15 protein-coding genes are annotated in these 13,432 nt (G+C 70.8%); 7 read left to right on the top strand and 8 right to left on the bottom strand.

Annotated features, from left to right (window positions below; translation table 11 throughout):
• The first annotated feature begins 7 nt into the window (after positions 1-7).
• On the top strand, positions 8-385 hold the full coding sequence (locus tag IG08_RS0101120) for a WhiB family transcriptional regulator (RefSeq protein WP_030594900.1): 378 nt from the start codon (positions 8-10) through the stop codon (positions 383-385).
• A 174-nt stretch (positions 386-559) separates the two neighbouring features.
• Here the strand turns inward: IG08_RS0101120 and glpX are convergent, their stop codons facing one another.
• Positions 560-1,591: a class II fructose-bisphosphatase gene (glpX, locus tag IG08_RS0101115; RefSeq protein WP_030594897.1), complete on the bottom strand. Its 1,032-nt coding sequence runs from the start codon at positions 1,589-1,591 to the stop codon at positions 560-562.
• Positions 1,592-1,717: 126 nt separating this feature from the next.
• Between glpX and IG08_RS0101110 the strand changes: the two genes are divergently transcribed.
• A complete protein-coding gene (locus IG08_RS0101110; protein ID WP_030594894.1) occupies positions 1,718-2,239 on the top strand; it encodes a DUF4245 domain-containing protein in 522 nt (173 codons plus the stop codon).
• Positions 2,240-2,320: 81 nt separating this feature from the next.
• On the opposite strand, the gene IG08_RS0101105 is transcribed toward IG08_RS0101110, so the two are convergent.
• The 4 genes from IG08_RS0101105 to IG08_RS0101090 form a co-directional block, all read right to left on the bottom strand.
• Positions 2,321-2,911, bottom strand: coding sequence for a malonic semialdehyde reductase (locus tag IG08_RS0101105; protein WP_030594891.1), 591 nt, complete (start codon positions 2,909-2,911; stop codon positions 2,321-2,323).
• Between the two features lie 136 nt (positions 2,912-3,047).
• Positions 3,048-3,287, bottom strand: coding sequence for an exodeoxyribonuclease VII small subunit (locus tag IG08_RS0101100; RefSeq protein WP_030594889.1), 240 nt, complete (start codon positions 3,285-3,287; stop codon positions 3,048-3,050).
• A gap of 9 nt (positions 3,288-3,296) precedes the next feature.
• Positions 3,297-4,505: an exodeoxyribonuclease VII large subunit gene (xseA, locus tag IG08_RS0101095; RefSeq protein ID WP_030594886.1), complete on the bottom strand. Its 1,209-nt coding sequence runs from the start codon at positions 4,503-4,505 to the stop codon at positions 3,297-3,299.
• A gap of 64 nt (positions 4,506-4,569) precedes the next feature.
• Positions 4,570-5,943, bottom strand: coding sequence for an APC family permease (locus IG08_RS0101090; RefSeq protein ID WP_030594883.1), 1,374 nt, complete (start codon positions 5,941-5,943; stop codon positions 4,570-4,572).
• Positions 5,944-6,060: 117 nt separating this feature from the next.
• Between IG08_RS0101090 and IG08_RS0101085 the strand changes: the two genes are divergently transcribed.
• Positions 6,061-7,071: a 4-hydroxy-3-methylbut-2-enyl diphosphate reductase gene (locus IG08_RS0101085; RefSeq protein ID WP_030594881.1), complete on the top strand. Its 1,011-nt coding sequence runs from the start codon at positions 6,061-6,063 to the stop codon at positions 7,069-7,071.
• Positions 7,072-7,100: 29 nt separating this feature from the next.
• Positions 7,101-7,844 (top strand): polyphosphate--glucose phosphotransferase, encoded by a 744-nt coding sequence (ppgK, locus tag IG08_RS0101080; RefSeq protein ID WP_030594878.1) that lies wholly within the window; start codon positions 7,101-7,103, stop codon positions 7,842-7,844.
• A gap of 25 nt (positions 7,845-7,869) precedes the next feature.
• Here the strand turns inward: ppgK and IG08_RS0101075 are convergent, their stop codons facing one another.
• On the bottom strand, positions 7,870-8,388 hold the full coding sequence (locus IG08_RS0101075; RefSeq protein WP_078655379.1) for a DUF6542 domain-containing protein: 519 nt from the start codon (positions 8,386-8,388) through the stop codon (positions 7,870-7,872).
• Positions 8,389-8,556: 168 nt separating this feature from the next.
• On the opposite strand from IG08_RS0101075, the gene ychF reads away from it, so the two are divergent.
• Positions 8,557-9,645 carry a redox-regulated ATPase YchF gene (ychF, locus tag IG08_RS0101070; RefSeq protein ID WP_030594872.1) on the top strand — a complete coding sequence of 363 codons (1,089 nt, stop codon included), beginning with the start codon at positions 8,557-8,559 and terminating at the stop codon, positions 9,643-9,645.
• A 102-nt stretch (positions 9,646-9,747) separates the two neighbouring features.
• Here the strand turns inward: ychF and IG08_RS61060 are convergent, their stop codons facing one another.
• Positions 9,748-10,725, bottom strand: coding sequence for an SMP-30/gluconolactonase/LRE family protein (locus tag IG08_RS61060; RefSeq protein WP_234342772.1), 978 nt, complete (start codon positions 10,723-10,725; stop codon positions 9,748-9,750).
• Between the two features lie 126 nt (positions 10,726-10,851).
• On the opposite strand from IG08_RS61060, the gene IG08_RS0101060 reads away from it, so the two are divergent.
• Positions 10,852-11,298, top strand: a complete 447-nt coding sequence (locus tag IG08_RS0101060) for a MarR family winged helix-turn-helix transcriptional regulator (protein ID WP_106980847.1) — start codon at positions 10,852-10,854, stop codon at positions 11,296-11,298.
• 182 nt (positions 11,299-11,480) lie between these two features.
• Here IG08_RS0101060 and IG08_RS0101055 read toward each other — a convergent pair whose 3' ends face one another.
• Entirely contained in the window at positions 11,481-12,389 is a 909-nt protein-coding gene (locus tag IG08_RS0101055) for a LysR family transcriptional regulator (RefSeq protein WP_078655378.1), read from the bottom strand.
• Between the two features lie 81 nt (positions 12,390-12,470).
• Here IG08_RS0101055 and IG08_RS0101050 point away from each other — a divergent pair, with 81 nt between their 5' ends.
• Positions 12,471-13,295 (top strand): oxidoreductase, encoded by an 825-nt coding sequence (locus tag IG08_RS0101050; RefSeq protein ID WP_030594861.1) that lies wholly within the window; start codon positions 12,471-12,473, stop codon positions 13,293-13,295.
• The last annotated feature ends 137 nt before the right edge of the window (positions 13,296-13,432 follow it).

Here is a 13,432-nt window from a genome sequence, read left to right as displayed (position 1 = left end):
GTAGACCGTGCTGCAACCGCCGCATTCGTCCCTGCAGGTCGCTGCCGTTCCGGCCCAGCGGGTGCCAGTGCGGGACAGGGACCAAGACGCCCCCTGGCACACCGAGGCGGTGTGCCGGCGGGACGAGGCCGGCCTGTTCTTCGCACCCTCCAAAGAACCCACCGCCGCCCGGCTCTCCCGCGAGCAGGCCGCGAAGCGCGTCTGTGCGGGCTGCCCGGTCATGGTCGAGTGCCGCGAGCACGCGCTGCTGCAACCGGAGCCCTACGGCGTCTGGGGCGGCCTCACCGCCGCCGAACGCCGCGTGGTCCTGGCAAGGCGCCGCCGCCGCGACATGGAACTGAAGAAGGCGGCGAGGTCGACGGGCCAGATAGCGGCGGCGGGCTAGCCGCCAACTCCGGCACGTGAAAGGGCGCCCCCACCGCACCGGGGGCGCCCTTCACTTTGGAGCGCAGGGCTCACATTCAAACGCAGGGCTCGGTAACTCACCTAGGGGCGCTGGGAACTGCGCGACCAGCCACGATGAACCCGCAGCCGACAACGCATCCGCACCCCAACGGCGTTACTTCGCGCGGTCGAAGTCAATCGCGCTGTACGCCCGCAGCTTGCTGAGCCGATGCTCGGATTCAATCCTCCGCACCGTCCCGGACTTCGACCGCATGACGATCGAGTCGGTGGTCGCGACCTCCGACCGGTACCGGACACCCTTCAGCAACTCACCGTCGGTGATCCCCGTGGCCACGAAGAACACGTTGTCCCCCGACACCAGGTCGTCGGTGGTCAGCACCCGGTCCAGATCGTGCCCGGCATCGATCGCCCGCGCCCGCTCCTCCGCGTCCTTCGGCCACAGCTTGCCCTGGATCGTGCCGCCCAGGCACTTCACGGCACAGGCCGAGATGATGCCCTCGGGGGTGCCGCCGATGCCGAGCAGCAGGTCGACGCCGGTGCCCTCGCGGAGCGCGTAGATCGAGCCGGCGACATCGCCGTCGGAGATCAGCTTGATGCGCGCACCGGCCTCCCGGATCTCCTTGATGATCCCCTCGTGCCGCGGCCGGTCGAGGATGACGACGGTGACGTCCTCGGGGGAGGACCGCTTGGCCTTGGCGACCCGGCGGATGTTGACGGACACGGGCGCGTTGATGTCGACGAAGTCGGCGGCCTCGGGCCCGGTGACCAGCTTGTCCATGTAGAACACGGCGGACGGGTCGAACATGGAACCCCGGTCCGCGGCGGCCAGCACGGCGATCGCGTTCGGCATGCCCTTGGCGGTCAGAGTGGTCCCGTCGATCGGATCGACGGCGATGTCGCACTCGGGCCCGGTCCCGTCGCCCACGCGCTCCCCGTTGAAGAGCATCGGGGCCTCGTCCTTCTCGCCCTCACCGATGACGACGACGCCGTTCATCGAGACGGTGGAGACGAGGGTCCGCATGGCGCGCACCGCGGCACCGTCGGCGCCGTTCTTCTCGCCGCGCCCGACCCAGCGGCCCGCGGCCATCGCGGCGGCTTCGGTCACCCGGACGAGCTCCAGGGCGAGGTTGCGGTCGGGGGCTTCGGAGGGGACTTCGAGTTCGGACGGCAGATGATGCTCGGTCATCGGAGCGCACCTTTCTGATACGACGACGGCCGGATGAGGGTATGGGCCCGACTCTATCCCCGGGCAGACAAAATGAGCAGGGGGCCCCACGGATGAGCGGACCAGGGCACCTGCGACGATAGGGACGTGGCAGGTTCGAACGGCAAGCAGAAGACGGTCCGGGACATGATTCTCTCCCTGGGCCTGATCGGTATCGCGGCGGCGGTCATCTACGTGTTCATCCCGCACGACGACTCCGCCCCGGAGGTCAAGAAGGTCGACTACCGCGTCGAGCTGCTCACGGCGCGCCGCGCGGCGTCCTACCCGGTGGCCGCGCCCGAGGGCCTGACGGCCGACTGGAAGGCGACCTCCGTCCGCTTCCAGGGCGACGCGTTCGATGCCTGGCATCTGGGCTTCCACGCCCCCGGTGGTGAGTACGTCCAGATCGAGCAGTCGACTCAGAAGGCGTCGACGTTCATCGACGAGGCCAGCCAGGGCGCCGAGGCGACGAAGAAGACCGAGGAGATCGCGGGCCGCACCTGGACGCGGTACAGCGGCGGCCGCTACGACGCCCTCGTGCACGAGGGGGACGGGGCGACCACCGTGGTGGCGGGCACGGGCTCGTTCGCGCAGCTGACGGAGATGGCGAAGGCGCTGAAGACGACCTGAGCACCCCCATGAACCACGAGAGGCCCCCGGCTGCCAGGCAGCCGGGGGCCTCTCGTCATGTCACGCATCTCACACGGTGGATCAGACGGTGGTGACGACCTCGTCGTACGCCAGGCGCGGGGAGCGCGGGAACCAGGCGTCGTCGCCCGGCTTGCCGATGTTGACGACCATCAGCGGGGTGTGGTCGTCGTCCAGGAACTCCTTCTGGACGCCCGCGAAGTCCAGGCCGGTCATCGGGCCGGCGGCCAGACCGGCGGCGCGGACGCCGATGATGAAGTACGCGGCCTGCAGGGAGGCGTTCAGCGCGGCGGCACCCTCACGGGCCGGGCGCTCCGCGAAGAAGACGTCCTTGGCCTGCGGGAAGTGCGGGAAGAGCTGGGGCAGCTCCTCGTGGAACTCGTTGTCCGCGGAGAGGATCGCGACCAGCGGGGCGGTGGCGGTCTTCGGCTGGTTGCCCTCGGCCATGTGCTTGACCAGGCGCTCACGGGCCTCGGCGGAGCGGACCAGCGTGACGCGCAGCGGGCTCTGGTTGAAGGCGGTGGGGCCGTACTTGACCAGGTCGTAGATGGCCTGGAGCTGCTCGTCGGTCACCGGCTCGTCGGTGAAGGTGTTCGCGGTGCGGGCCTCGCGGAACAGCAGGTCCTGGGCGGCGGGGTCAAGGGCGAGAGACATGCGTGAACCTTCTCGGGATGAGCGTCGGCCCGGAAACGGACCGGGGACCGGTTGACGTCCTCGACGGTACGCGAGTGAAGTTCAACCTTCAACAAAAAGCGGGGTACGGTGATCCGCTTCACACCCCGCACCGGCTCTACTCGGCGTCTTCGGAGGCCCCCTCCGACCCCTGCTCCTCCTCCGCCAGCGCCGCGTCCAGCCGCGCCCGCGCCCCGTCCAGCCAGCGCCGGCACACCTTCGCCAGCTCCTCGCCCCGCTCCCAGAGGGCGAGGGACTCCTCCAGCGTCGTACCGCCCGCCTCCAGCCGCCGTACGACCTCGATCAGCTCGTCCCGCGCCTGCTCGTACCCGAGCGCCTCATCCACCTTGCTGGTCATGCGCCCACCCTATGTATCGACTCGTACGGAGAACTCACCCTCGGCGACCCGCGCCCGCAGCGCCTCGTCCGCCGTCACCTCGGCCGGGTCGCGGACCACGTGGCCGTCGGCCTTCTGCAGCACGGCGTACCCGCGCTTCAGGGTCGCGGCGGGGGAGAGGGCCACCACGCGCGCGTGGGTGTGCGTCAGCTCGGAGTCGGCGCGGTCGAGGAGGTGGCCGAGGGTGCGCCGTGAGCGGTCGACCAGGGACGCGACATGATCGGACCGCTCGTCGATCATCCGGTGCGGATCCTCTATCGACGGCCGGGCGAGCGCGTGGGCGAGCCCCCGCTCCTCCCGCTCGACGAACCCCCGCACGGCGCGCCGCGCGCGGTCGCGCAGCTGCCGTACGCGTTCGTACTCCTCGCCGACGTCCGGTACGACCTTCTTCGCGGCGTCGGTCGGGGTGGAGGCGCGCAGGTCGGCGACGTAGTCGAGGAGCGGGGTGTCGGGCTCGTGACCGATGGCGGACACGACGGGCGTACGGCAGGACGCGACCGCCCGCACCAACTGCTCGTCGGAGAACGGGAGGAGGTCCTCCACGCTGCCGCCCCCGCGCGCCACGATGATCACGTCCACGTCGTCCAGCGCGTCGAGCTCCTTGACCGCCTGGACCACCTGCGGCACCGCGTGCACGCCCTGCACGGGGACGTTGCGCACCTCGAAGCGGACGGCGGGCCAGCGGTGGCGGGCGTTCTCGAGGACGTCCCGCTCGGCGGCGGAGGCGCGACCGCAGACGAGACCGATGAGCTGGGGCAGGAAGGGCAGCGGCTTCTTCCGCTCCGGCGCGAACAGGCCCTCGGCGGCGAGGGACTTCTTCAGCTGTTCCAGGCGGGCGAGGAGCTCGCCGACCCCGACCGGCTTTATCTCCGTGGCGCGCAGGGAGAGTTGCCCGCGCGGGGCGTACCACTCGGGCTTCGCCAGCACGACGACCCGGGCGCCCTCGGTCACGACGTCCGCGACCGCGTCGAACACCTGGCGGTAGCAGGTGACGCTCACGGAGATGTCGTACGACGGGTCGCGCAGCGTGAGGAACACGACGCCGGCGCCGGGGCGGCGGGAGAGCTGGGTGATCTGGCCCTCGACCCAGACGGCGCCGAGGCGGTCGATCCAGCCGCCGATGAGCCGCGACACCTCACCGACGGGGATGGGGGTTTCGGGGGACGAGTTCACAGCCATGCCGCGAGGGTAACGGCCGCGTACGACAACGCCGCCCAGCGTGACGACTCACCGGCGCCGACGGCTACCGAGCAGCCTCCGCCCGCCCCCGCTGCCCCACCAACACCAGCACCCCGACCACGAACCACACCGCCCCCACCACCTGCGCCGCCCCCGACGCCTCCACGATCACGGCGACGGTGATGACCGCCCCGACCACCGGCACCAGCACATGCCGCCACCAGATCACCGGCCCGCCCCGCCGCCGTACCGCGAACCAGCCGACCACGCTCGCGTGCAGCAGCGTGAAGGCGGTCAGGGCGCCGATGTCGACCACGGAGACCAGGTGGTCCATGCCATCGTCCCGGCGGGCCGCCCACACCGCCGCCACCAGCGTGATGACGGCCGCGACCAGCAGCGCCACCCGCGGCACCCCGGAGTCCGTCTTCGACAGGACCCGGGGGAGGCGGCGGTCGCGGCCCATCGCGAAGAGCAGCCGCCCCGCCGCCGCCTGTCCGGCCAGCGCCGCGAACGCCGCGCCGATCGCCTTGCTGGCGGCCACCAGGTCGTGCAGCCACGTCCCCACCGACACGTCGACGGCGTCGTAGAAGGCGGAGCCCTGCTTGCCGGGGTCGGCGGCGAACTCCGCCGAGGTCGTCGGCTCCAGCAGCGCCACCAGGTAGGTCTGCGCCACGAACAGCACACCCGCCAGCGCCAGACAGAACAGCACCGCGCGCGCGACCTTCTCCGAGCCGCCGGTGACCTCCTCGGCGAAGGAGGCGATCGCGTCGAAGCCGAGGTAGGACAGGACGGCGATCGACACCGCGCCCATGACCGCCGACAGCGCGAAGGCGCCCTGCGTGCCGTCACCGGACAGGGGCGACAGCCAGCCGCGCTCCGCCCCGTCCCGTGTGAGGACCACGATCGCCGCGACCACGAACACCAGCAGCACCACGATCTCCAGCGCCAGCACCAGGAAGCCCACGCGGGCCGCCGCCCGTACGCCCCACAGGTTCAGCAACGTCGTCACGACCACCGCCAGCGCCGTCCACACCCAGCGCGAGACCTCGGGGACGAGCGCGTTCATCGCGATCCCGGAGAACAGGTACGCGACCGCGGGGATGAGCAGGTAGTCCAGCATCGCCATCCAGCCCGCGATGAACCCGGCCTCCCTGCCGAGCGCCACGCGCGCGTAGGCGAACACCGACCCCGCCTGGGGGACCACCCGCACCATCTGCGCGTAACTGAATGCGGTGAACGCCATCGCGACGGTGGCGACGACATAGACGAGCGCGACCGCTCCGTGGGACTTGGCGTCCAGCGTGCCGTAGACGCCGACGGGGGCCATGGGTGCGATGAACAGCAGGCCGTAGACGACGAGGTCCTTGAAGCCGAGGCTGCGCCGCAGGTCGCCGTGTTCCTCGTGGGTCGTGGGATCCGCCGTGTCGGTCCCGGACATCATGCCTCCGCCTGTGCCTCGCCCGTCGTGTCCCGCCTCACGGCCCCCGGCCCACCCCCAGTCTCCCCAGGATGGTCACGGCGACGCGATCTTTGACCCGCCGAACGCGGCCGTACGATGGGACGCATGACTGCTTCGCCTGGCCGCCGTGTCCTGCTCGCCGCCCCCCGGGGCTACTGCGCGGGTGTGGACCGCGCCGTGATCGCCGTCGAGAAAGCCCTGGAGCAGTACGGCGCTCCGGTGTACGTCCGGCACGAGATCGTCCACAACAAGTACGTGGTGCAGACGCTGGAGAGGAAGGGTGCCGTCTTCGTCGAACGGACGGAGGAGGTCCCCGAGGGGAACATCGTCATGTTCTCCGCGCACGGCGTCGCCCCCGTCGTCCACGAGGAGGCCGCGCGCGGCCGGCTCGCCACCATCGACGCGACCTGCCCGCTCGTCACCAAGGTCCACAAGGAAGCCGTCCGCTTCGCCAAGGAGGACTACGACATCCTCCTGATCGGGCACGAGGGCCACGAGGAGGTCATCGGCACCTCCGGCGAGGCCCCCGACCACATCACCCTCGTCGACGGCCCCGAGGACGTCGCCCAGGTCGAGGTCCGTGACGAGTCCAAGGTCGTCTGGCTGTCGCAGACCACCCTCTCGGTCGACGAGACCATGGAGACCGTGGAGGCGCTGAAGGAGAAGTTCCCGCAGCTCATCTCGCCCCCCAGCGACGACATCTGCTACGCCACGCAGAACCGCCAGATCGCGGTCAAGAAGCTCGCCGAGGACGCTCAGCTGGTGATCGTGGTGGGCTCGAAGAACTCCTCGAACTCGATCCGTATGGTCGAGGTCGCCCTGGACGCGGGCGCCCCCGCCGCGCACCTGGTGGACTTCGCCTCCGAGATCGACGAGGCCTGGTTGGAAGGCGTCACCACGGTCGGTCTGACCTCCGGTGCCTCGGTCCCGGACGTGCTGGTGGAGGAGGTGCTGGAGTGGTTGGGCGCGCGTGGCTACGGGGACGTGGAGACGGTGAAGACGGCCGAGGAGTCCATCACCTTCTCGCTCCCGAAGGAGCTGCGCCGCGATCTGCGCGAAGAGGCGGCGGCGCTGATCGCCGACCGGACGGGCACCTCGGCGGAGTGACTGTCAGTCGTCCGTCGTAACGTGGGGCCATGCAGATCTTCGGCGTGGACATCGGTGGATCCGGTATCAAGGGCGCCCCTGTCGACCTGGACAGGGGCGATCTGGCGGACGAGCGTTTCAAGGTGCTGACCCCGCACCCGGCCACGCCCGACGGCGTGGCCGACGGGGTGAAGCAGGTCGTCGACCACTTCGGCTGGACCGGGCCGGTCGGGCTGACCTTCCCCGGGGTGGTCACCGGCGGGGCCACGATCCGTACGGCGGCCAACGTCGACAAGGGCTGGATCGACATGGACGCGCGCGTGTTGTTCAGCGAGCGGCTGGGCGGGCTCCCGGTGACCTTGGTCAACGACGCGGACGCGGCGGGCGTCGCCGAGATGAGCTTCGGCGCGGGGCAGGGCCGCAAGGGCACGGTCATCCTGCTGACCTTCGGCACGGGCATCGGCAGTGCGGTCTTCGTCGACGGCGTCCTCGTCCCCAACAGCGAGCTCGGCCATCTCGAACTGCACGGTCACGACGCGGAGAAGCGCGCCTCCAGCAAGGCCAAGGAGGACGGCGAGCTGACCTGGGAGCACTGGGCCCGCCGGGTCACGAAGTACCTCGCCCACGTCGAGATGCTCTTCTCGCCGGAGCTGTTCATCGTCGGCGGCGGTGTCAGCCGCAAGTCCGAGAAGTTCCTGCACTTCATCGAGGGCATCAAGGCGGAGATCGTCCCGGCGCAGCTGCAGAACAACGCGGGGATCGTGGGGGCGGCGATGCGGGCGGCGAAGGAGTAGGCCCTCCACGGAGGCCCGATCGGAGTCACCCGGACCGGCGGCGCATCAGCCGGATCTTCCGCACGGTCGCGATGAGTCCGGCGATCAGCGTCCCGCCGTAGAGCCAGCCGGCCTGGGTGGCGAGTGCGGTGAACAGGCCCATCAGCCGGCCCGAGGTCCCGCCGCCGCTCTCGGCGACGGGGAGGAGGCCCACGGCGAAGGCGATCGGCACGACGACGGGGGCGGTCAGCAGATCGCCCCGCCGGATCCAGACGGCCGTCAGCACGCACACCGGCAGGAACAGCACGCCGTACGCCGTCAGCGACGAGCCGAAGAGCAGCGAGTCGAGGCAGCCCAGGGCGAACATGACCGCGCCGCAGAACAGGCCGCCGCCGAGTCCGGTGAGCCGGGGGTTGGGCAGCCGTCGCAGGGTCTGGACCACCGGTGGTGCCGGACGGCGGGCGAGCGGCGGACGGCGCCCACCGCGCGCCTGCGCGGGCAGAGGCGGTCCCGGTGTGCCGCGTCGCGTGCCGTTGTGCGGGGATCGCGTCCTGTGTTGCTCCACTGGACCAACTTAGGTCGGTTTATGTGTGGAATCGCCCCTCAGACACGCCGAAGGGAAGACCTTGGCCAAGCGTTCGACAGGTCGCTGGAGCGGGGTCGGGCACGCCGTAAACTGGTGGATCGGCCAGCCCTCTGGCCGCCTGGCCCTCTCACTACGGGAAGTCGCAACGTGTCGCTCACGATCGGAATCGTCGGTCTGCCGAATGTCGGCAAGTCGACCCTGTTCAACGCCCTGACCAAGAACGACGTGCTCGCGGCCAACTACCCGTTCGCCACGATCGAGCCGAACGTCGGTGTCGTCGGCGTCCCCGACGCCCGGCTCACCAAGCTGGCCGAAATCTTCTCCTCCCAGCGGATCCTCCCGGCGACCGTCGACTTCGTCGACATCGCGGGCATCGTGAAGGGCGCGTCCGAGGGTGAGGGCCTGGGCAACAAGTTCCTCGCGAACATCCGCGAGTCCGACGCGATCTGCCAGGTCATCCGTGCCTTCAAGGACGAGAACGTCGTGCACGTCGACGGCAAGGTCTCGCCCAAGGACGACATCGAGACGATCAACACCGAGCTGATCCTCGCCGACCTCCAGACCATCGAGAAGGTCCTGCCGCGCCTCCAGAAGGAGTCGCGGATCAAGAAGGACGTCGTTGCGAAGGTGGCGGCCGTCGAGGCGGCGAAGGAGATCCTGGAGAAGGGCGACACCCTCTTCTCCGCGGGCATCGTCCAGGGCTCGGGCAACGAGGAGCTCCTCCACGACCTGCACCTTCTGACGACGAAGCCCTTCCTCTACGTCTTCAACGTGGACGAGGACGAGCTGGTGGACGACGGCTTCAAGGACGAGCAGCGCGCCCTGGTCGCCCCCGCCGAGGCGATCTTCCTCAACGCCAAGCTGGAGCAGGACCTCGCCGAGCTCGACGAGGAGGACGCGCTGGAGCTCCTCCAGTCCGTCGGCGCCGACGAGCCGGGCCTCGCCACCCTCGCCCACGTCGGCTTCAGGACCCTCGGCCTGCAGACCTACCTGACGGCCGGCCCCAAGGAATCCCGCGCCTGGACCATCAAGAAGGGCGCGACGGCCCCCGAGGCGGCCGGTGTGATCCACACCGACTTCCAGAAGGGCTTCATCAAGGCGGAGGTCATCTCCTTCGCCGACCTCGTCGAGACCGGCTCGGTCGCCGAGGCCCGCGCGAAGGGCAAGGCGCGCATGGAGGGCAAGGACTACGTCATGCAGGACGGGGATGTCGTGGAGTTCAGGTTCAACGTCTGAGCGACTGAAGTAACGCCACGTCGCCGACGGGGCGAACATGCACGTCGGAAGGGGCCGGGCTCGCGAGAGTCGGGCCCCTTCGCCGAGCTCCGTGCCGGACCGTCAGATCCCGGCCACCCGCGCCACGCTGAACGGCGTCTCGGGCACGCCCGGTCCGAACGGGCCGCCCTTGTCGAACTGTGAGCGCACGACCAGCAGGCGCCCGTGGCTGTGGGCGAGGGCGGTCGGGATCTGGAGCGCGGTGTCGGTGACGCTGCGCTCCAGCCGGGCCGCGCAGCCGTCCGCCGAGAGCCGCCAGCGGCTGATCGTATTGGTCGTGTTGTGCGCGGCCCACAACGTGCCGCGGACCAGCTCCAGACCGTCTCCGTGCGCCAAGTCACCTCCGTGCAGCGAGACTTGACATACCGCACCGCTCGCGAGATCCACCCGGACCAGGTCGCCCGTGGCAGTGTCGACGACCAGCAGGAAACGGCTGGTGGCGACGATGCCGTTGAACACACGGGTCACCGGCGGGTCGGACGCGAGGGCGGCCCGCAGGTCGCGGTACACGGTCAGCGTCGCGCTGCCGCCGAGGGCCCGGGCCAGGTCGCCCGGCGTGACGCGGTAGAGGACCCCGCGAGCGCTGTCGGTGACGTAGGCGGTGCCGTCCGGTGCGATCGCCAGGTCGTTGACGAAGCGGGCCGCGTCGCCCGGCACCTCGAAACGGGCGAGCAGCGCGCGCGTGCGCAGGTCGTAGACGTCGACGCCGGCGGACGGGCCGACGACCCAGAGCCGGCCGGCCCGGTCGGCCTTCAGCCCGGCGGTGGTGCCACGGCCGTCCGTGCCCGCCGGGAGGAACACCTCGGCCGCGCCCGCGCCCGGCGTGGCCCGGTAGACGGCGCCGGTCGTGAACGAGCCGACGTAGGCGTCACCGGTGCGCGGGTCGAGCCCTATGCCCTCGGGGTAGGCGCGCTCGCCGGGGAGGGTGAAGGCGGTGCCGACACCGGGCGCGTCGGCGGCCCGTGCCGTCGGGACCGCCGCGGCGACGGCCACGGCGGTGGCGCTGGTCAGGAAGGTGCGGCGGTGGATCGGACGGGACACAGGGGCGCCTCTCGGGTCGGCTGCTCGCTATGGAATGACCATGAACATAGGTTAGAGCTCTAATCATCGTCAATGTATGAATGCTTGTTTGGTAACTAATCAATGGGTGCCCGCTACCATGGCCGAATGACGTCCATGCCCGCTTCCGAGCGCCTCGGATCCCACCTCAAGCGGGCCGAACAGGCTCTCAGCGCGACGAAGACCACGCTCCTCAAACCGGCGGGTGTGACCGTCGCGCAGTACTCGGCGCTGCTCTGCCTCGCCGGGAGCCCCGGCATCTCCGCGGCGGCCCTGGCCCGCATGTGCGGGGTCACGCCTCCGACCATGAACACCGTCCTGAAGAACCTCCAGGACCGCGCCCTGATCGAACGCACCCCGCACGAATGGCACCGGAACGTCCTGGAGACCCGCCTCACCGACGAGGGCCACGCCGTCCTGGCCGACGCCGACGCCAGGATCGTCCGGGCGGAGCAGGCGCTGGCCGCCCAGTTCACGGACGAGGAGCGCGGGGCGCTGGTCGGGCTGCTGGGCCGCTGCGTGGACGTACTGGAGAAGGAACGCTCCAGGCCGTGAGGGTGCCGGTCCCGTTGTGAGCTGGGACGGTGTTCGACTTCGCTTCCGGGGGGCGCGCCGTTCCGACGTCGATCTTCTCGTGGGTGAGGAACGGCTCGCTGTAGTGCTCCTCGTCCGCGCCGCCCGCGTGGTGTGCGGCCGGGTGAGTAAGTAGCCGTGAGCGAAGCGAAGTTGATGTCATGTCATGCCCCGGCGACCGACCGGCACGCCTCCGCATACCCGCGCACCAGCGGCCGCTGTCCGTCTTCTCGCCGCCAGGCCAGCGCGTACCGGCTGGGCCCGATGCCGCGCACCGGCCGGGTGACCACGCCGCCGAGCGTGATCAGCGGGGCGTTGCCCGAGGCGACGAGGCAGATACCGAGGCCGCCGACCAGGGCCTCGTACGTCTCCTCCGTGCTCGCGATCTCCGCGCCGATGCGCGGCGGACGGCCCCCGCGTTCCTCCAGGGCGAGCCAGTAGTCGCGCAGCGGGCCCGAGCCGGGCGGCAGGGCGAGGAACGGCTCGTCGGCCAGGTCGGCGAAGGCGACCTCGGTGCGGGCGGCGAGCGGGTGGGTGTCGGGGAGGGCGACCAGGCGGGGCTCCTCGGCGACGACCGTCCACGCGTAGCGGTCCGCGTCGGGCAGGGGCAGCCAGACGAAGGCGACGTCCGCGGAGCCGTCCGCGAGACCGGCGGACGGGTCCTCCCAGCTGACCTGCCGCAACCGGACGGTGGCAGCGGGGTGTTCGGCCATGAAGCGGGAGCGGATCGCCGGCAGTAGCCCGCCACGCCCCGGGCTGGTGCTCATCCCGACGGCCAGGGTGCTGCGCTGCGCGGCCCGCACCGCCTCCACCGCCGCCGCCCCCTCGGCCCAGGTGTCCAACACCCGCCGGGCGTACGGCAACAGGGCCGCGCCCGCCCCGGTGAGCGCCACGCCGTGCCGGTCGCGCCGGAACAGCTCGACGCCCAACTGCCGCTCCAGCGCCCGTACTTGTTTGCTCAGCGCGGGCTGTGAGACGTACAGCCGCTCGGCCGCGCGCGTGAAGTGCAGCTCCTCCGCCACCGCGAGGAAGTAGCGCAGGTCCCGTACGTGAACGTCGGTCGTCATAACCATCGGTTATCACCAAGGGTCTTGGACGGGCAACAGGCGTCCGCAGCAACCTGGTTCACAAGCCACTCAGGCAAGGAGAGAGACATGAACAAGGTATGGCTGGTGACGGGCGCGAGCAGCGGATTCGGGCGGGCCATCACGGAGGCCGCCGTCGCCGCAGGTGACGTGGTGGTGGGCGCGGCACGCAGGCCCGAGGGGCTGGACGACCTCGTGGCCGCCCGCCCCGACCAGGTCGAGGCGCTGCGGCTGGACGTCGCCGACACGTCGGCCGCCGAGCCGGCCGTGCGGGACGTACTGGCCCGGCACGGCCGGATCGACGTCCTGGTCAACAACGCGGGCCGCGGTCACGTCGGCGCTTTCGAGGAGACCGCCGAGGCCGAACTCCGTGCCCTCTTCGAGGTGCACGTCTTCGGCCCCGCCGCCCTTGTGCGGGCCGTGCTGCCGCACATGCGCGAGCGGCGCTCGGGCGCGATCGTGCAGATGAGCAGCATGGGCGGGCAGATGTCCTTCCCCGGCTTCTCGCTGTACAGCGGGACGAAGTTCGCCCTGGAGGGCATGTCCGAGGCGCTCGCGGGGGAGGTCGCGGAGTTCGGCGTCAAGGTACTGATCGTCGAGCCGGGCGCCTTCCGCACCTCGCTCTACGACGGCACACAGGCCAGCGCGGACACCGGCGCGTACGCCAGCGTGGGCGGCACCCGCGCCGTGGTCGACGCCGGTTTCGACGACGACGCCGGCGATCCGGCCAAGGCGGCCGCCCTCATCCTGGCCGCCCTGGAGGCCGAGCACACGCCGCTCCACTTCCCGCTCGGCGACGACGGCGTCACCGCGGTACTCGGCCACCTCGACCAGGTCCGCGAGGACATCGCCGCCTGGGAGAAGCGCACGCGCGCCACCGGCTTCGACAGCTGACTCGCGACCCTCAAGGGCGGGGCCGCCGGGGTGGCCGTGTTCGCGATCGCCGTTCCGCCCCCACCCGTCCCGCGCTTACCATGCGCCCTGTCGTACGTCAGTTCCCAGCCACCGTCTGAACCAGGAGCACGGCACCC

It is taken from the genome of Streptomyces fulvoviolaceus (genome assembly GCF_000718165.1).
Lineage (GTDB): Bacteria > Actinomycetota > Actinomycetes > Streptomycetales > Streptomycetaceae > Streptomyces > Streptomyces fulvoviolaceus.
The sequence above is the reverse complement of the archived record's forward strand: the minus strand, read 5'-3'. Positions and strand labels throughout refer to the sequence as shown.

Excerpts from the sequence above, each read along its gene's own strand:
- IG08_RS0101060 (WP_106980847.1), top strand. The coding sequence starts at position 10,852 with ATGACGTCCATGCCCGCTTCCGAGCGCCTCGGATCCCACCTCAAGCGG.
- IG08_RS0101085 (WP_030594881.1), top strand. The coding sequence starts at position 6,061 with ATGGGACGCATGACTGCTTCGCCTGGCCGCCGTGTCCTGCTCGCCGCC.
- glpX (WP_030594897.1), bottom strand. The coding sequence starts at position 1,591 with ATGACCGAGCATCATCTGCCGTCCGAACTCGAAGTCCCCTCCGAAGCC.
- xseA (WP_030594886.1), bottom strand. The coding sequence starts at position 4,505 with ATGGCTGTGAACTCGTCCCCCGAAACCCCCATCCCCGTCGGTGAGGTG.
- IG08_RS0101100 (WP_030594889.1), bottom strand. The coding sequence starts at position 3,287 with ATGACCAGCAAGGTGGATGAGGCGCTCGGGTACGAGCAGGCGCGGGAC.
- IG08_RS0101105 (WP_030594891.1), bottom strand. The coding sequence starts at position 2,911 with ATGTCTCTCGCCCTTGACCCCGCCGCCCAGGACCTGCTGTTCCGCGAG.
- IG08_RS0101090 (WP_030594883.1), bottom strand. The coding sequence starts at position 5,943 with ATGTCCGGGACCGACACGGCGGATCCCACGACCCACGAGGAACACGGC.
- ppgK (WP_030594878.1), top strand. The coding sequence starts at position 7,101 with ATGCAGATCTTCGGCGTGGACATCGGTGGATCCGGTATCAAGGGCGCC.
- IG08_RS0101055 (WP_078655378.1), bottom strand. The coding sequence starts at position 12,389 with ATGGTTATGACGACCGACGTTCACGTACGGGACCTGCGCTACTTCCTC.
- IG08_RS0101050 (WP_030594861.1), top strand. The coding sequence starts at position 12,471 with ATGAACAAGGTATGGCTGGTGACGGGCGCGAGCAGCGGATTCGGGCGG.